Below are 17,890 nucleotides of genomic sequence, written 5' to 3' on the forward strand. Positions count from 1 at the left end.
TTTAACCTGCCTTTCTTTTTAATTGACGTTTCATTTCACTTGGGAAAACCGCAATTTCTTCCGCGTCTTCCTCCCATTCATTTTGTTTATTTATGCGTAACTGATGTAACCAATCCGCACTTTCTTTGTGTTCAATGGTAAGCACGGGGTTGAGTTCCGCATTAATTTCATCAAGTTGCTCTTGTTTTAGCTTCATTCGGCGTTGATGACGCTCTTTTCTTGTTTTCTCCACAAAACTCATCGGGAACGCATCACGCTTATTGCCATCAAGCTCTGCATAACAGACAAACACCCCATCTAGCCTGCGAATAATCACACGGCTTGGGTCGTGAATATCAAATGCCACCTGCACTTTTTCTCTATCTACCTCTAACAACTTCGCACTAAAGTAAAAGTTATTAAACAACCGCACCCAACCTCGCTCTGGTGTACGCTCTACCGCTGGGCGGAACAGATCCCGTGCTTCAACTTGGGTGAGGTAAACCAAGTTTTCTTCATTCGTTTTTGCCATTAATTCACGGCGTTTGGCTGCGGGGGTAACATTGCCGATTTCACTGTGTTTATGCTCGTTGTTGTACCAGTCTATGCCCGCTTGCACCGCATCTAAAAACTGATTCCAACTGGGTAACTTACCCATCGCCCCGCGTTGTTTCGGGGTTAAATCTTCAAGTGCGGTGCCTTTTCGCAACGCTTTTTCAAGAGATACCACGCCCGTGCTAACATTTCTCACCGTTTCCCTATCTGCACCGCTGCCGTGATAAGTTTCAAATTGGCGCGCAATGCGGTATAAAATCGTTTGGTGTACCCGCTCAATAATCCCACGCCCTTGTGGGTTGCCCGGTATCCCTGTTTGGTGATTGATACTTAAGCGGGGCAACATCCCTGTAATATCCCCATCAAGCATCCAGTTTTTCTCACCGCCCCCGTTATCTGAATAATAAATCGCGGGGATACCGTGCTGTTCAATGCCGTTTCGCAGTGCGTCTGCCACCGCCAGGGCGTTTTCTGACAGACTTGCCGACCACCCCACAATGTAACGACAAGGGGCGTCCATAATCAGCGTGATTTCAGGGATAAAAGGGCGACCGCTATCAGGGTGAGCCACTTTCATTTTCATACTGTGTCCATCGCCTACCCAGATGTCATTTACCAACAATTTCGACCAATCCCGCTTCACATAAGTGTTTAATGCCCGAAGCTCTGACCCCGTTTTACGCCCAATTTCTTTAATATGGCGAGGCAATTTGGCTAACGCTCTTCTGACACGATTAAGACTTGGCAACATCTCAAGCATTAAGGGTTGATCCTCAAAACGCTCTCGCCAATGTTGAGCAAAATACCCATAGGCTTCTGCCACATTAATGCCATTGGTTTGGCGGTATTCCGCTAGAAAATCAGGCAACCACGAAATGTCTTCTGCCTTTTTTGCCACCCGTTGCATAGGGGCAAGAGCTTTTAAACGTTCTTCTGGGGTGCTCGCTTTTTCATAATCCAACACCCATTGATTTAAGGTGCGTTCACCAATCACACGGCTTTCACCTTTTTTGTTATTCGCCTTAGCCACTAATGCCATTAATTCAGGTGATAACAAATTTTGTTTCGCCTGCTGGCAAAAAAACTTCACCGCTTTATAACGAGGTTGTGCTTGCTCCAACTGCAAGATATAAGCCACTAACGTCATTCTTGCATCTGCCGCTTGGCGTTGTTTTTCGGTGAGGTCTTCCAACACGACCGATTTCAACACTGGCAACTTTTTAGGCTTGCCCGCCACAACCGAGGTCGCAAATTTATCTCTGATTTCCTCTTGCACCTCTTGAGGGAGAGAGGAAAGGGCGTATTCAACACCACCGCCACGACCAACACGTTTACGAGATTGCCAATTTTCGCGTTTGGCTTTGTCTATTACTGCTTTTTTGGTCGTTGGTAAGATTACTAGCTGTAAACCTATTAACTCTTGAGCAGAATAGTATGGCTTTAGTTCACACATATGAACCTCTAACTTTCTAAAGCTATATTGAGTTTAATAGCAATTTCTCGTTCTCTTCCATAAAGGCATTTTGATTTTCCCGTCAATACTCGGCTAATTTCATTAGAGCTATAACCATTTCTTCGCCCCCATTCAGATTGCGTTACATTCATTTCTCTGAACCAATTTTTAGCTTCATCTCTCGTTCTTTTTTTCATATAAACTCCTCTATGGACTAAAAACATATTTTGAACTAGAATAAGAACAATACGAATTAATATGAAATCATAAAGTTCATTATTGTGTACTGAGTTCATATTAAATATGATTTTTATGAATTTCAAGAGGTTTTTTATGAAAAATTTCACAGACATCGCCAATCGATTAAAAACTGAACTATCATTAACGATGGATAAAGAGGTGGCTGAACTTTTAAAAATGTCAAAAAGTGCCTTTGCTGAAAGAAAGCGTAGAGGTGTATTTCCTGAAAATGCCTTAAGACTATTAGAGCTTGAGCGTCCAGATTTAAAACTGGATATCAATTACATTCTATCTGGGATTAGAGAACCAAATAATGCTAATAATGAGGATCTTGTGAACGCCATTAAAGATAAAGCAACTGAAATAGATATGGATGATTATTCTGCCACAATTAACCCTTCACTAATCACGCCTTCTGATGCAATAAATCCAGTTTTACTGAATATGGATGAAATAAAGTTACTGGCAAATTTTAGAAGAAGTGATACTCAAGGTAAGCAGTTAATCTCCGAAACAGCCAAAATGTGTTGTAAGCATTCAATCGCTAATATGCGTTTAGCTGAATACACAGAAAAAGAGTTATTAGACTACACAAAAAGAAATCCGAAAAAAAACGCCTAAAATTTATAACACATTGATTATATTGTTCTTTTATGTATTCTGTTTACTTTATAAAAAATTGGTACTAACTACACAGTTAAATAAATTTACTGTGTAGTTCTCACAGATGATAAAAGTAGAACTTGTTTGGCTACAAACAAAGCACTTAAAGGCTGAAAACTGTGCAATGTTTTTTGGTGAGCGGTGAAAGTATGTATCCAACCTTAAAAGATGGTGAAGAAATCATTGTGGATCGCTCTAAACGTAATTTAGTTGATGGGAAAATATTTGTTTTAAATAATGATGGGTCAATGCTAGTGAAAAAAGTGCAGTTAACCTATGATGGGGTAGAGTTAATTAGCGATAACCCAACATACCGCCCATTAAAGCTAGAAGCTGAAGAAGCAAATAGCCTTATCGTTATTGGGCAAGTAGTGCGTGGCTATCGTGATTTTTAGGCATAATCCCTCACAAAAATAAGTCAGATTTCACCTAAACGCACCAAAACCACAAGATTTCCCCCCAAAAAATAAAGGCGATTTCACCTGAAATCGCCTTGCCTAGTTTTTACTACCATTTTTAGAGTTTTAAACCTGTTTTAAAAATCTTTTAAAAACCATCTAAACCCTGATCACTTTTATGCAAAAAATAATCCAATTTTTACCCATTTTTTACCATTCCTGCTCATTTCCCTATTTTGCATAAAACCAACGCCCCAACCTCAACAAACCCAATAACCACAAGCCCTCACCTAACTTTTTCCGACCCAAATTTTTCTTTTACTTTATGCAAATATTGTTACTACCCCATAAATGCAGTTTGAATCTCTATTATTTAAGGAATTTCGGAATGTTATTTTCATAGGCAGCAATTTTATCTTCATGCTGTAATGTTAACCCAATGCTATCTAATCCGTTAAGTAAACAATGACGACGAAATGGATCCAATTCAAAATCGTATACTTTTTTACCTGTTGTAACCGTTTGAGCTTCTAAATTTACATGAATTTCTTTTTCTTGATGATGCCATACCCAATGAAAAATCTCATCTACTTGCTCTTCACTTAAACAAATTGGCAACATATGATTATTTAAGCTATTGTTATAAAAAATATCTGCAAAACTAGGAGCAATCATTGCTTTGAAACCATAATCGGCTAATGCCCAAGGAGCATGCTCACGTGATGAACCACAACCAAAATTTTTACGTGTTAGTAGGATTTTTGCTCCTTGATATTGTGGAAAATTTAGAACGAATTCAGGGTTTGGTTTAGTGCCTTCTGCATCAAGATATCGCCATTCATGGAATAAATGTTTGCCAAATCCTACGCGAGTGATCGATTGCAGAAATTGTTTTGGAATAATTGCATCAGTATCTACATTTGCTACATCAAGAGGAACGACTCGCCCCGAAATCTGTTTAAAACCTATCATTTTTGCTCCTTAATTTAATTTTAGCTGGCGAATATCAACAAATCTACCAAATACAGCTGCCGCCGCAGCCATTGCTGGACTGACTAAATGAGTGCGACCATTACGACCTTGACGACCTTCAAAATTACGATTACTAGTTGAAGCACATCGTTCCCATTCTCCTAAACGATCGTCATTCATTCCCAAACACATAGAACATCCAGGATTACGCCATTCTGCACCTGCTTCAATGAAAATTTTATCTAATCCTTCTTTTTCTGCTTGTTCTTTTACTAAGCCCGATCCTGGGACAACTAATACACGTTTTACATTACTTGCTATTTTTTGACCTTTCATTATTGTTGCTGCTATGCGTAAATCTTCGATACGTGAGTTAGTGCAAGAACCGATAAAAACTTGATCTACAGGGACTTGAGTTAAATCTGTATTTGCTTCTAACCCAATATAAGCTAAAGCTTTTTCTGCGGAAGCTCGCACTATAGGATCTACTATTTCCGCAGGATTTGGGACACGTTGATCAATACCAATTACTTGTCCTGGGTTCGTCCCCCAAGTAACTTGTGGTGAAATATCTTTAGCATCTAAAACTATGACTGAATCAAATTTTGCCCCTTCATCTGTTTTTAAAGTTTTCCAATATTCAACCGCACTTTCCCAATCTTTTCCCTTAGGAGCGTAAGGGCGATCTTTTAAATATTCAAATGTTGTTTCATCAGGAGCGATTAAACCTGCTTTCGCACCTAGTTCGATAGCCATATTACATATAGTCATTCGTCCTTCCATTGAAAGATCTCGAATAGCTTCACCACAAAACTCTACTACATGCCCAGTGCCACCCGCCATTGTTGTTTTACCAATGATCGCTAATACAATGTCTTTTGCTGTGATTCCCGCACTGACTTTCCCTCTAACCTCAATTTTCATATTTTTGGCACGACTTTGTTTTAACGTTTGAGTTGCTAATACGTGTTCTACTTCTGATGTACCAATACCGAATGCTAATGCACCAAATGCACCATGAGTGGCTGTATGAGAATCACCACAAACGATAGTCATACCAGGTAAAGTTAGGCCTTGTTCTGGTCCCATCACATGAACAATTCCTTGCTGCTTACTATTCATGTCAAATAAAGAAATGCCAGTGGATTTACAGTTTTTTTCTAGCTCTTTGACTTGAATTTTGGCTTGTCCTTGTAATTTGTTAACATCACGAATTTGAGTTGAAATGCTATGATCCATTGTGCCAAAAGTTTTATTTACTTGGCGGACTTGGCGATTTGCAACACGTAAACCATCAAATGCTTGTGGACTGGTGACTTCATGAATTAAATGTCGATTAATATACAAAATAGGGGTTTCGCCTTCACCTTCATATACAATATGGCTATCAAATAATTTTTCGTAGAGTGTTTTTTTCATAATTATCTCATTAAATTCAATAAATTATCTAAAAGTGCGGTTTAAAAATAGAAAAATTACCGCACAACTGTGATCATATTTCTTTAGCGATTAAGTCACCCATTTCAGATGTTGAGATAGGTTTTCTTTCTGTTACTAAGTCTGCTGTGCGATGACCTTGAGCTAGCACTTTTTTAACCGCACTTTCAATAGAAGCTGCCGCATCGTTTAAATTGAAACTGTAACGCAACATCATAGCTGCGGATAAGATTTGTGCAATTGGATTAGCGATTCCTTTCCCTGCGATATCAGGTGCTGAACCACCAGCAGGTTCATATAAACCAAAACCAGACTCATTTAAACTAGCTGAAGGTAGCATTCCCATTGAACCAGTAATCATTGCACATTCATCGGAAATAATATCGCCAAAAATATTTGAACAAAGTAGCACATCAAAAAATTCAGGCTGTTTGATAAGCTGCATAGTGGCATTGTCAATATAAATATGATCTAATTTAACTTCAGGATATTGTTTAGCTACTTCATTAACTGTCTCACGCCATAAAACTGAACTCATTAATACATTAGCTTTATCTATAGAAGTAACATGCTTCGAACGCTTCATTGCTGTGTCGAAAGCAACTTTAGCAATACGCTCAATTTCATAGCGATGATAAATTTCAGTATCATATGCTTTTTCATTTCTACCTGTTCCTTCACGACCTTTAGGTTGACCAAAATAGATTCCCCCCGTTAATTCACGTACAGTAATCATATCGAAGCCTTTAGCTGCAATATCTGCACGTAATGGACAGAGTTCTTCCAAACCCTGATATAAAGTTGCTGGTCGTAAATTACAGAATAAAGAAAAATGTTTACGTAATGGTAATAATGCCCCACGTTCAGGTTGTAGATCTGGCGGTAAGTGTTCCCATTTTGGACCTCCTACCGAGCCAAATAAAATTGCGTCACTTTCCTCACACCCTCTTAGCGTTTCCGCTGGTAATGGTTCATTGTAATGATCAATTGCAATCCCGCCCACATCAAAAGTGCGGTAGTTTAATTTAAAATTATGCTTTTGTTGAACTACGTCTAATACTTTCAAAGCTTGTGCCATAATTTCAGGACCAATTCCATCACCGCTTAACACAGCTACGTTATAAATTTGCATGATTTTTTCCTTTAATGTGAAATTTTATTTGATTTTAAATTTGCCACTTTGTGAGAACGATAAATTGCGTTGATAGCATGAATTAACGCTCGAGCCGAAGACTCCACAATATCTGTAGCTAGTCCTACTCCATGAAAGCGGCGACCTTCATGTTCTACCACAATATCTACTTGTCCCAGTGCTTCAGCTCCTTCTCCTTTAGCGGTCAAATTATAGTTTAGTATTTTTAAATCAATTTTTGTAATTTTTAAAATTGCATTGAATACTGCATCAACGGGACCATTACCACCATTAGATACCTGACTAATTTTGTTACCATCCAATTCTACTTGTACAAATGCAGAGGCAGGTAAATTGCTTATAGTCTGCGAAGTGATGACATCTAAATGTAAACGATCTTCATCACCTTGTTGCATACCAATAAAAGCAAGAGCTTCTAAGTCATAATCGAAAACCTGTCCTTTTTTATCGGCTAACTTTAAGAATGCAGAGTATAATTTATCTAAATCATATTCGTTTTCCTGATAACCCATCATTTCCATGTGATTTTTTACTGCCGCTCGACCAGAACGTGCAGTTAAGTTTAGTTTTTCTTTTTTTAGACCAATAGTTTCAGGAGACATAATTTCATAAGTGTTTTTATTTTTTACCATGCCATCTTGGTGAATTCCAGAAGAATGGGCAAAGGCGTTTGTTCCTACAATAGCCTTATTGGGCTGAATTGGCATATTGCACAATTGACTTACCATTTGGCTTACACGATGAATTTCTTGAGTGTTGATGCGAGTATCTGCATTAAATAATGCTTGACGAGTTTTAATTGCCATAACGACTTCCTCTAATGCAGTATTCCCTGCACGTTCACCAATACCATTTACAGTACACTCAATTTGTCTTGCACCATTTTGTACAGCAGTTAATGAATTAGCGGTAGCCATCCCTAAATCATTATGACAGTGTACGGAGATAACAGCCTTGTCAATATTTGGCACACGATTCATCACGTTGGCAATAATATTGCCATATTCGGTTGGCAAACAGTAACCCACAGTATCTGGAATATTGACTGTAGTCGCACCAGCTTCAATAGCAGATTCCACGATGCGACAAATGTTGTCAATACCCGTGCGACCTGCATCTTCACAAGAGAACTCTACATCGTCAGTATAGCGTCTAGCATGTTTTACTGCATTGATAGCCATTTTTATTACATCTTCGAAGGATCGACGTAATTTGGTTTCAACATGTAATGCCGAAGTAGCGATAAACGTGTGAATTCGAAAACACTCAGCTACTTTTAAAGCTTCTGCAGCTATATCTATATCTTGTTCTATAGCACGACTTAACGCACAAACTCGGCTATGTTTTATATGACGGGCAATGGTTTGTACTGATTCAAAATCTCCTGCAGAAGAAACAGGGAATCCCACTTCCATTACATCGACCCCTAATCGTTCTAAAGCAAAAGCGATTTGTAATTTTTCTTTTACGCTCAAACTAGCTTTTAATGCTTGTTCGCCATCTCTCAACGTAGTATCAAAAATAATGATTTTGTCTTTCATAGGGTGTCCTTCTATTTGTGAACATTACACTAAAATATGGAGTTTTGTCCTAAATTTATATGAAAAAACCCGCATCTTAGTGCGGGTTTAAAATTTGGTTGTTTAACTTTATTTCAGCCATAACCCATCCGCACAGTCATCTGTGAGTAGGAAGAGGTTGAGTAATAAAACTTGGTTAAACATAGTAAAATCTTTTTTGGTTAAAGTGAAATCTATACTACAGATAAAAAAATAGTTGTCAATATAAAATTAGTGTCTTATTTTGTTAATTGGCATGTTTGATCTTCTTGATTGGTTTAATTATCTGTTTTTATGGCGTTATTCGGTTTTATATTCCGAGTAATGTATCTTGGTTGTTTTTTTATCTTGTATTTTGAGGATTTTAATAGAGATAATAAAATGAGCAATGACATAATTATTATATTTAAGATTAAGAAGTTGAGAAAATATTCGAAGTGAGTTGTAAATTTGTAGTGAATATAAAATATAATGAAATGATTCCGTTTTGATTTTTTATTTGCGTTACATCAATAAGTTGCTTGATTACTTCTTAAGAGGTATTACTTTCTCTTGGTTTTATCTTTTTATTTGCTCTTTTTGTGCTAAAATTCTTATCAATCTTTTTTACTTACGATGCTTTATGTTAATAACCAATCATAATCAATTGCAATTAGAACAACTAGCTTGCCAGAGAGGCGATAAAATGCTTTTCGCAGATCTTGACTTTTGTTGGAAGAGCGGTGATTTTGTGCAAATTGAGGGGCATAATGGTATAGGTAAAACGAGTCTTTTACGTATTTTGGCTGGCTTATCTTCGCCTTTTGTAGGGAAAGTGCGGTGGAATAATATAGATATTCGCAGAAATAGAGAAGAGTATCAAAATAGTTTGCTGTACCTAGGACATCAAGCTGGTATTAAACCCGAATTGACAGCATGGGAAAATTTGTATTTCTATCAAAAAGTAGGAGCTTGTCAGCAGGGGGCGGAAGTATTATGGGATATATTACAGATCGTAGGTTTGCTTGGACGTGAAGATTTGCCTACAGCCCAATTATCTGCGGGTCAGCAAAAACGTATAGCATTGGCCCGATTATGGATTTCACAAGCTCCGCTATGGATTTTAGATGAACCATTTACTGCGATTGATAAGCAGGGTGTTGAGGTGTTGACTTCTCTTTTTGAACAACATGTAGCAAAAGGTGGAATAGTAATTTTAACTAGTCACCAAGAAGTACCAAGTGAAATTTTACAAAAAGTGCGGTTGGAAAATTATAAATTTTTAGGGAATTAGTGGTGATCTTTTTAGAAATTATTAAACGAGAGTTGAAAATAGCTTTTCGCAAGAAAGCAGAAATTTTAAATCCGCTATGGTTTTTTCTGATTGTGCTAACTTTATTCCCTTTAGTGATTGGACCCGACCCTAAATTGTTAGCAAAAATTGCACCTGGCATCGCTTGGGTAGCAGTGTTGCTATCATCATTATTATCATTTGAACGACTATTTCGTGATGATTTTGTTGACGGTTCTTTAGAACAATTAATGTTGACGGCTCAACCCTTAGTGATGACTGCGTTAGCAAAGATTATTGCTCATTGGTTTCTGACTGGTTTGCCATTGATTTTGTTGTCACCTATTGCTGGTTTGTTATTGTCTTTGGAGTTTTCAATTTGGTGGGCGTTAGTGCTTACAATGTTACTTGGCACTCCTGTACTGAGTTGTCTTGGTGCAATTGGTGTTGGATTGACAGTAGGATTACGTAAAGGTGGAGTATTGCTAAGTTTATTAGTATTACCATTGTTTATCCCAGTGCTAATTTTTGCAGCATCAGTATTGGATGCTGCTAGTTTAAGTTCACCTTACAATGGACAATTAGCAATATTGGCCGCTTTTTTGGTATCTGCAATTACCTTATCACCTTTTGCAGTGGCTGTGGCATTACGAATTAGTTTAGATCAATAATCATATTTTTATTTATCTGATTTTAAAGGAAGTTTAATTATGTGGAAATGGCTTCACCCTTATGCGAAAGCAGAAACGCAATATCGTATTTGTGGTAAATTTATCCCTTTTTTTGCAGTGGTTACTATTATCCTACTTTGTGTTGGGGTTGTATGGGGGTTAGCTTATGCTCCCGCAGATTATCAACAAGGTAACAGTTTTCGTATTATGTATATACACGTGCCAACTGCAATTTGGTCTATGGGCGTGTATGGTTCGATGGCGATCGCAGCAATAATTGCACTTGTTTGGCAAATTAAGCAAGCTCATTTAGCGATGGTTGCAATGCTTCCTATTGGAGCGGTGTTTACTTTTCTTGCATTAGTTACAGGAGCTATTTGGGGTAAGCCCATGTGGGGAACTTGGTGGGTGTGGGATGCTCGGTTAACCGCTGAGCTGATATTATTCTTTCTTTATTTAGGGGTTATGGCACTCTACACAGCATTTCAAGATCGTGCAATAGGAGCAAAAGCAGCGGGAATTTTGTGTATTGTAGGAGTAGTGAATTTACCGATTATTCACTTTTCAGTAGAGTGGTGGAATACTTTACATCAAGGTGCAAGTATAACTAAATTTGAAAAGCCTTCTATTGCGACACCGATGTTGATCCCATTGATTTTGTGTATTTTTGGTTTTATGACACTCTACATTTGGTTAACGCTAGTGCGTTATCGCGTGGAGTTATTGAAAGAAGATCGTAAACGAACTTGGGTTAGAAGTTTGATAAAATAACTCAGTTGAGTCAAACCAAAAACATTGCTATGCATGGTGCGGTTTGTTATTAAGAAATTGAATATTCTTTTGATTTAGAGCAAGCGAATAGCAGAAATAGAGATTTTTTAATAGTTTTAAACAGCTATTCCAGTATTATAGACTGATTTTAATTGATTTATATTGGGGAGAAAATTGATGTTTTTCCAGTCTTGGAGTGAATTTTTAAATATGGGAGGCTACAGTTTTTATGTGTGGCTATCTTATGGGATTTCTTTTGTTGTGGTTATGATGCTGATTGTAAAAAGTATGCTGGCAAAAAAAATATTATTTAAAGAAATTAAGCGGGATCTAGAACGTGAACAGCGTCGTCAAGCTGTAGATACTCAGAGAGGTTCGCTATGAACCCAAGACGTAAACATAGATTATCTATTATTATCTTTGTTGTTTTCAGTGTATCCGTAGTGACTGGTTTAGTACTTTATGCATTAGGGCAGAATATGGATTTGTTTTATACGCCATCGGAGGTATTGTACGGAAAACATAATGACACTAATACTAAACCTCATGTTGGGCAACGTATTCGAGTCGGAGGGATGGTCGTGGAAGGATCCGTTTATCGTGATCCAAAAAGCCTTAAAGTGCGGTTTGATTTAAATGATATAGGACCAGCGATCACTGTTGAATACGAAGGAATTTTGCCTGACTTATTCCGAGAAGGGCAAGGTATTGTAGCACAGGGGATTTTAACTGAACCAACGCTTTTACAAGCTACGGAAGTATTGGCTAAACATGATGAAAACTATGTTCCGCCTGAATTAGATGCTCAAATGCAAAAAGTACATAAGCCGATGGGGGTGTCTGATTTGAAAAGTGAGAGTGACAAGGATCGCCAAGCAAAGAAAGAGGGCGTAAATGATCGCTGAATTGGGTAATTATTCTTTAGCATTAAGTTTTGCTATTGCTTTGTTGTTAGCGATATTGCCTTTGTGGGGAGCAACTAAAGGTAATTTGTCATTGATGTTGTTGGCTCGTCCAATGACTTATGGTTTGTTTTTTACGCTAACTGTTTCTTTTTTCTCTCTATTTTACTTATTTGCTACAAATGATTTTTCTGTACAATATGTAGTGAATAACTCAAATACCACATTACCATTGCAATACCGTCTATCTGCTGTCTGGGGAGCGCACGAAGGCTCGTTGCTATTATGGATTTGGTTACTCGCATTATGGAGTGTAGCTGTGGCTCGGTTTAGTAGATCTTTGCCTCAGGAAGCAGTTGCACGTGTATTGGGCGTTATGGGAATTATTTCGATTGGTTTCTTAATTTTTGTTTTGTTTACCTCAAATCCTTTTGCTCGCACTTTTCCCGATTTTCCAGTAGATGGCAGAGAGTTAAATCCATTGTTACAAGATATAGGTCTTATTTTCCATCCTCCGTTGTTGTATATGGGCTATGTCGGATTTTCTGTTGCTTTTGCTTTTTCTATTGCTTCGTTAATGAGTGGTAAGCTTGATACCGCTTGGGCTAGATGGTCAAGACCTTGGACAATGGGGGCTTGGGTATTTTTAACTTTAGGCATTGTATTGGGATCTTGGTGGGCATATTATGAACTTGGCTGGGGGGGCTGGTGGTTTTGGGACCCCGTAGAAAATGCATCGTTGATGCCTTGGATTGCTGGTACAGCCTTGTTACATTCACTTGCGGTAACTGAGAAACGAGGTTCATTTAAGGCATGGACAGTGTTGCTTGCAATCCTTGCTTTTTCTCTTTGCTTATTGGGAACATTTTTAGTCAGATCAGGAATTTTGGTTTCTGTTCATGCATTTGCATCCGAGCCGACACGAGGCTTGTACATTTTACTTTATTTAGTTGTAGTAATTGGAGGCTCACTTCTTTTATACGCTTACAAAGGTAACCAAATTCGCTCAAGAGATAATGCAGAACGTTATTCAAGAGAATCGATGTTATTACTTAATAATATTTTGTTAATGACCGCACTTTGCGTTGTATTTTTGGGTACGTTATTGCCTCTTGTTCACAAAGAATTAGGATTAGGCACAATTTCTATTGGTGCACCATTTTTTGATCAAATGTTTTTATTTATTATGATCCCATTTGCCTTATTGCTTGGTATTGGACCTTTAGTCAAATGGCGACGAGATCAATTTTCTGCTATTCGTAAACCTGTCATTTTCAGTTTAGTTATCATGCTAATATTAGGCTTTACTTTACCTTATTATTTGCAAGATAAAGTGACTCTAAGTTCGGTTCTTGGAGTAATGATGTCAGTTATTATTACAGCACTAGCATTGTATGAATTACAGTATCGAGCGACACAACGTTCGAGTTTTTGGGTTGGATTGACTAAGCTTTCTCGCTCTCATTGGGGAATGGTATTAGCTCATCTAGGAGTTGCGATGACAGTATGGGGTATTGCTTTTAGTCAAAACTATAGTGTTGAGCGTGATGTACGAATGAATGTAGGAGATAGTGTAAAAGTTGCTAATTATGAGTTTACTTTCCAAGGGATTCAAGAAGCTAATGGTGCAAATTATTTAGGTGGTAAGGCTAAAATAGATATAAGTAAAAATGGCAAGTACGAAACGACTCTCTTTGCAGAAAAACGTTTTTATAAAGTAAGTAAAATGTCAATGACTGAAGCTGCGATTGACTGGGGGTTTTCTCGTGATCTTTATGTAGCATTAGGCGAAAGCTTAAGTAGTGGTGCTTGGGCGTTACGTTTATATTATAAACCTTTTATCCGTTGGATTTGGCTTGGAGGTTTGTTTATGTCATTAGGTGGATTACTCTGTATCTTTGATCGCCGTTATCGTTTTTCAGCATTAATGAAACAGGCTAGTTAAATGAAAAATAAAGAAAATAAAAAGCTTTATATACCACTTGTAGTATTCTTTATAATTGTGCTGATTGTTTTTATTCAGCTTATGAGAAACGCTGAAGGTGATGATCCTAAAAAATTAGAAAGTGCTTTAGTTGGAAAAACTGTGCCAATTTCTACCGCACTTAGTTTAGAAAATAAACCTTATGATCAAATGTTGTTCAAGCAAGGTAAACCAATTTTATTGAATGTATGGGCAACTTGGTGTCCAACTTGTTATGCAGAGCATCAGTATTTAAATCAGCTTGCTAAACAAGGGATTACTATCATTGGTATTGATTATAAAGATGATACTGATAAGGCATTGAAGTGGTTGAAAGAACTTGGAAATCCGTACCAAGTAGTATTGAAAGATCAACGAGGGACTCTTGGTCTAGATCTTGGTGTATACGGAGCACCAGAAACTTTTATCATTGATAGCAAAGGTGTAATTCACTATCGTCATACAGGAGATATTAATTCTAAAGTTTGGCAGCAAACATTATATCCTATTTATCACCAGTTGATGGAGCAAAACTAATGTTAAAAATTCGCTATTTTATAACTGCTCTTATATTTATTTTATTAAATTGTTCTGCTTTTGCAGCGATTGAGGCACTAAATTTTAGCTCTATTCAACAAGAAAAAGATTATCATTCTCTTACTCAGGAACTGCGTTGCCCACAATGCCAAAATAACAATATTGCTGATTCTAACGCTACTATAGCAGTAGATATGCGAGCGAAAGTATTTGAACTGCTACAACAGGGTAAAAGTAAAGAAGATATTGTAAAGTATATGGTAGAACGATATGGATATTTTGTGACTTATGATCCACCTATTACTATTGCGACTATTATTCTTTGGCTTGCCCCTATTCTATTAGTTTTAATTGGATTTCTTGTAATTTTTGGTCGAAAGTCGCAAGCGAGAAAGGAGTTTTTAAGTCCAAGTGCGGTTAAAATTAACGATGAATTAACAGATGATGAAAAAACTCGTTTAAATTTTTTATTACAATCAGGAAATAAAAGGGATTAAAAAATGAACTTTTGGGTAATCAGTTTGTTGTTGACTTTCATTACGGCATTAATTTGTTTTTATCCTTTGTTATGCCAGAAATGGGGAAATATCAATCATAAGACTCGTGATGATCTAAATAAAGCACTTTATTTTAACAGATTGCAAGAAATAGATGATGATGAAAAACGAGGATTGTTAGAAAATTCAACACAACTAAAAACGGAATTGCAAAAAACACTTTTACAAGATATTACAGAAGATAGTTCTAGACTTACAAAAGCGAATAACTTTAGTAAAATTTGGTTTATTTCCGCTACATTATTTTTATTTATCATAGCAATGTTAAGTTATCTACCGATTGGTAATTGGCAGATGGAAAAGGTTTTAGAAGAAAATTACCAAAAACTACCGCACTTTTACACTAAAATGCAGGAAGAGCAGAGCAAACCTTTGACTGAAATAGAACTACAACAATTCACCGTAGCATTACGTTTTAAGTTGCAAAAACACCCTAATAGTGCAGAGGATTGGTGGACACTTGGGCAATTAGCAATGGCTTTACAAAAGGGACAATTAGCTCATGACAGTTATGCTAAAGCAACCGCACTTGATCCTGAAAATGTGACATATAAGCTTGCCTTTGCTCGAGTTTTGATGTTTTCACAAAATGATATGGACAAAAACCAAGGGCAAAATTTACTTAAGGAAGTATTGCGAAAAGATCACACTAATATAGAAGCGTTGAGCTTGCTAGCGTTTCAATATTTTGAAAAAGGAGAATATAAGATGGCTGCCGTTAGTTGGGCAATGATGCTCCGTTTACTTCCTGAGAATGATAGTAGAATTCCCCTAATTGAGAAAAGTATAAATGCAGCGAGAGAGGCTTTAGCTGATTTGGAGCAAGCGAAACCAAAAAAGTAGATTAAATTATCATGTTTAAATTGGTAACTAAATGATTACATTAATAAAAGAGCGTTTACTTTAAACGCTCTTTTTATGTATAAATTATTTCTATTAGCGTGTGCTAGTACTGGTTGTAGTACGGTTAGCCCGTTTACGATCAGTTTCTGTTAGTAGTTTTTTACGGATTCTTACCGATATTGGGGTAACTTCAACTAATTCATCATCATCGATGAATTCAATCGCCTGTTCAAGAGAGAATTTTACTGGTGTAGTTAAGGCTATAGCATCATCTTTTCCAGATGCTCGCATATTAGTCAGCTTTTTACCTTGCAAACAATTTACAGTTAGATCGTTTGAACGACTGTGAATACCGATAATCTGTCCTTCATATACCTCTACACCATGGTCAATCATTAGTTTACCGCGTTCTTGTAGTCCCCATAGTGCATAAGCTAAAGCTTTACCTGTTGCATTGGAAATAAGCACACCATTTTTACGCTGACCAATTTCACCAGCTTTAATATCATCATAATGACTGAAAGTAGAATATAATAAACCTGTTCCTGAAGTCATAGTCATAAATTCATTGCGGAAACCAATCAATCCACGGCTTGGAATAATGTATTCTAAACGGGTGCGTCCTTTGCCATCAGGAATCATATCACGGACTTCACCCTTGCGAATTCCGAGAGCTTCCATTACTGCACCTTGATGCTGTTCTTCAATGTCAATAGTGACTTGTTCGAATGGTTCTTGCTTGTGTCCATTCTCTTCTCTGAAGATTACTTTTGGGCGAGATACAGCTAATTCATAGCCTTCACGTCTCATGTTTTCGATTAAAACGGAAAGGTGTAACTCACCACGCCCTGATACTCGAAACTCGTCAGGATTCTGAGTTTCTTCCACACGCAGTGCAACATTATGTACTAACTCTTTATTTAGACGTTCTAAAATTTGGCGTGAGGTGACGAATTTACCTTCTTTTCCACAGAATGGCGAAGTATTGACACAGAAGAACATTGTTACAGTTGGTTCATCAACACTTAAAGCTGGCAGTGCTTCAGGAGTATTAATATCACAAATTGTATCAGAAATATTCAATTCTCCTAAGCCAGTGACTGCTACAATATCACCTGCTTGTGCAATATCTTCTTCGTATCTTTGTAATCCTAAATGCCCTAACACTTGACCAATTTTACCATTGCGAGATTTTCCCTCACTATCGATTATAGTAACTGTTTGATTTGGTTTTACTGTGCCTCGTTTGATCCGCCCAATACCAATCACTCCCACGTAGTTATTATAATCTAATTGAGAAATTTGCATTTGGAAAGGAGCATCTAATTCTACTTTTGGCGGTTCAACATGCTTTACAATTGCTTCAAAGAGCGGTGTCATATCTGCAGCTAATTCTTCATGTTCTAAACCAGCCACGCCATTTAATGCTGAAGCATAAATAATTGGAAAATCAAGTTGCTCGTCTGTTGCTCCTAAATTTACAAATAAATCAAACACTTGATCTACTACCCAATCAGGTCTTGCTCCAGGTCGATCTACTTTATTTATTACTACAATAGGTTTTAAGCCATGTGCAAAAGCTTTTTGAGTTACAAAACGAGTTTGTGGCATTGGACCATCAAAAGCATCAACTACGAGCAATACGCTATCAACCATGGAAAGTACACGCTCAACTTCTCCACCAAAATCAGCATGTCCTGGAGTATCTACAATATTGATACGATAATCGTTCCAATTTATTGCTGTATTTTTAGCTAAAATAGTAATACCACGTTCTTTTTCAAGATCATTTGAATCCATTACTCGTTCGTCAGTATCAGTCCGACTAGACTCTAAAGTACCTGATTGTTGTAAAAGTTTATCTACAAGCGTAGTTTTACCATGGTCAACGTGGGCGATAATTGCAATATTACGCAATTTATTAATATCAATTTTATTTGTCATTTGGAAATTCTTAGCTCATTATT

Annotated in this window: 18 protein-coding genes; 11 read left to right on the forward strand and 7 right to left on the reverse strand. The window is 37.2% G+C overall.

From position 1 onward, the window contains the following. Position 1: 1 nt before the first annotated feature. Positions 2-1,987, reverse strand: coding sequence for a Mu transposase C-terminal domain-containing protein (locus ACFQ02_RS08540; RefSeq protein ID WP_380821795.1), 1,986 nt, complete (start codon positions 1,985-1,987; stop codon positions 2-4). Between the two features lie 8 nt (positions 1,988-1,995). Continuing rightward, positions 1,996-2,184 (reverse strand): helix-turn-helix domain-containing protein, encoded by a 189-nt coding sequence (locus ACFQ02_RS08545; RefSeq protein WP_041605240.1) that lies wholly within the window; start codon positions 2,182-2,184, stop codon positions 1,996-1,998. A 136-nt stretch (positions 2,185-2,320) separates the two neighbouring features. On the opposite strand from ACFQ02_RS08545, the gene ACFQ02_RS08550 reads away from it, so the two are divergent. Continuing rightward, on the forward strand, positions 2,321-2,848 hold the full coding sequence (locus tag ACFQ02_RS08550) for a helix-turn-helix domain-containing protein (RefSeq protein ID WP_012341470.1): 528 nt from the start codon (positions 2,321-2,323) through the stop codon (positions 2,846-2,848). 191 nt (positions 2,849-3,039) lie between these two features. Then, the gene (locus ACFQ02_RS08555) at positions 3,040-3,285 is read left to right on the forward strand and encodes a S24 family peptidase (protein ID WP_012341469.1); all 246 of its coding nucleotides are present in this window, start codon (positions 3,040-3,042) and stop codon (positions 3,283-3,285) included. Positions 3,286-3,657: 372 nt separating this feature from the next. Here the strand turns inward: ACFQ02_RS08555 and leuD are convergent, their stop codons facing one another. The 4 genes from leuD to leuA form a co-directional block, all read right to left on the reverse strand. After that, complete coding sequence (leuD, locus tag ACFQ02_RS08560; RefSeq protein ID WP_380821800.1) at positions 3,658-4,260, reverse strand: 3-isopropylmalate dehydratase small subunit; 603 nt, start codon at positions 4,258-4,260, stop codon at positions 3,658-3,660. A 9-nt stretch (positions 4,261-4,269) separates the two neighbouring features. After that, complete coding sequence (gene leuC, locus ACFQ02_RS08565; protein WP_380821803.1) at positions 4,270-5,679, reverse strand: 3-isopropylmalate dehydratase large subunit; 1,410 nt, start codon at positions 5,677-5,679, stop codon at positions 4,270-4,272. Between the two features lie 73 nt (positions 5,680-5,752). Further along, positions 5,753-6,829, reverse strand: coding sequence for a 3-isopropylmalate dehydrogenase (gene leuB, locus ACFQ02_RS08570; RefSeq protein WP_380821806.1), 1,077 nt, complete (start codon positions 6,827-6,829; stop codon positions 5,753-5,755). Between the two features lie 11 nt (positions 6,830-6,840). After that, positions 6,841-8,391 (reverse strand): 2-isopropylmalate synthase, encoded by a 1,551-nt coding sequence (gene leuA / locus ACFQ02_RS08575; protein WP_380821809.1) that lies wholly within the window; start codon positions 8,389-8,391, stop codon positions 6,841-6,843. A gap of 640 nt (positions 8,392-9,031) precedes the next feature. Here leuA and ccmA point away from each other — a divergent pair. The 9 genes from ccmA to ccmI all read left to right on the forward strand — a co-directional run bounded on the left by ccmA (position 9,032) and on the right by ccmI (position 15,923). Next, on the forward strand, positions 9,032-9,682 hold the full coding sequence (gene ccmA / locus ACFQ02_RS08580; RefSeq protein WP_380821812.1) for a cytochrome c biogenesis heme-transporting ATPase CcmA: 651 nt from the start codon (positions 9,032-9,034) through the stop codon (positions 9,680-9,682). Positions 9,683-9,684: 2 nt separating this feature from the next. Further along, the gene (gene ccmB, locus ACFQ02_RS08585; protein WP_380821815.1) at positions 9,685-10,350 is read left to right on the forward strand and encodes a heme exporter protein CcmB; all 666 of its coding nucleotides are present in this window, start codon (positions 9,685-9,687) and stop codon (positions 10,348-10,350) included. 39 nt (positions 10,351-10,389) lie between these two features. Next, positions 10,390-11,121, forward strand: a complete 732-nt coding sequence (locus tag ACFQ02_RS08590) for a heme ABC transporter permease (protein ID WP_380821818.1) — start codon at positions 10,390-10,392, stop codon at positions 11,119-11,121. A 177-nt stretch (positions 11,122-11,298) separates the two neighbouring features. Beyond that, entirely contained in the window at positions 11,299-11,505 is a 207-nt protein-coding gene (gene ccmD / locus ACFQ02_RS08595) for a heme exporter protein CcmD (RefSeq protein WP_380821821.1), read from the forward strand. Next, the gene (ccmE, locus tag ACFQ02_RS08600; RefSeq protein ID WP_380821824.1) at positions 11,502-12,026 is read left to right on the forward strand and encodes a cytochrome c maturation protein CcmE; all 525 of its coding nucleotides are present in this window, start codon (positions 11,502-11,504) and stop codon (positions 12,024-12,026) included. Before ccmD ends, ccmE begins: the two co-directional genes overlap by 4 nt. Then, a complete protein-coding gene (locus ACFQ02_RS08605) occupies positions 12,016-13,968 on the forward strand; it encodes a heme lyase CcmF/NrfE family subunit (protein ID WP_380821827.1) in 1,953 nt (650 codons plus the stop codon). Before ccmE ends, ACFQ02_RS08605 begins: the two co-directional genes overlap by 11 nt. Further along, the gene (locus ACFQ02_RS08610; RefSeq protein WP_380821830.1) at positions 13,969-14,523 is read left to right on the forward strand and encodes a DsbE family thiol:disulfide interchange protein; all 555 of its coding nucleotides are present in this window, start codon (positions 13,969-13,971) and stop codon (positions 14,521-14,523) included. It abuts the gene before it with no gap. Next, positions 14,523-15,020 carry a cytochrome c-type biogenesis protein gene (locus tag ACFQ02_RS08615; RefSeq protein WP_380821833.1) on the forward strand — a complete coding sequence of 166 codons (498 nt, stop codon included), beginning with the start codon at positions 14,523-14,525 and terminating at the stop codon, positions 15,018-15,020. Before ACFQ02_RS08610 ends, ACFQ02_RS08615 begins: the two co-directional genes overlap by 1 nt. Positions 15,021-15,023: 3 nt before the next feature. Next, a complete protein-coding gene (gene ccmI / locus ACFQ02_RS08620; RefSeq protein WP_380821836.1) occupies positions 15,024-15,923 on the forward strand; it encodes a c-type cytochrome biogenesis protein CcmI in 900 nt (299 codons plus the stop codon). 93 nt (positions 15,924-16,016) lie between these two features. On the opposite strand, the gene typA is transcribed toward ccmI, so the two are convergent. Next, the gene (gene typA, locus ACFQ02_RS08625; protein WP_380821839.1) at positions 16,017-17,867 is read right to left on the reverse strand and encodes a translational GTPase TypA; all 1,851 of its coding nucleotides are present in this window, start codon (positions 17,865-17,867) and stop codon (positions 16,017-16,019) included. Between the last annotated feature and the right edge of the window lie 23 nt (positions 17,868-17,890).

The organism is Seminibacterium arietis (assembly GCF_042675725.1).
Classification (GTDB): domain Bacteria; phylum Pseudomonadota; class Gammaproteobacteria; order Enterobacterales; family Pasteurellaceae; genus Seminibacterium; species Seminibacterium arietis.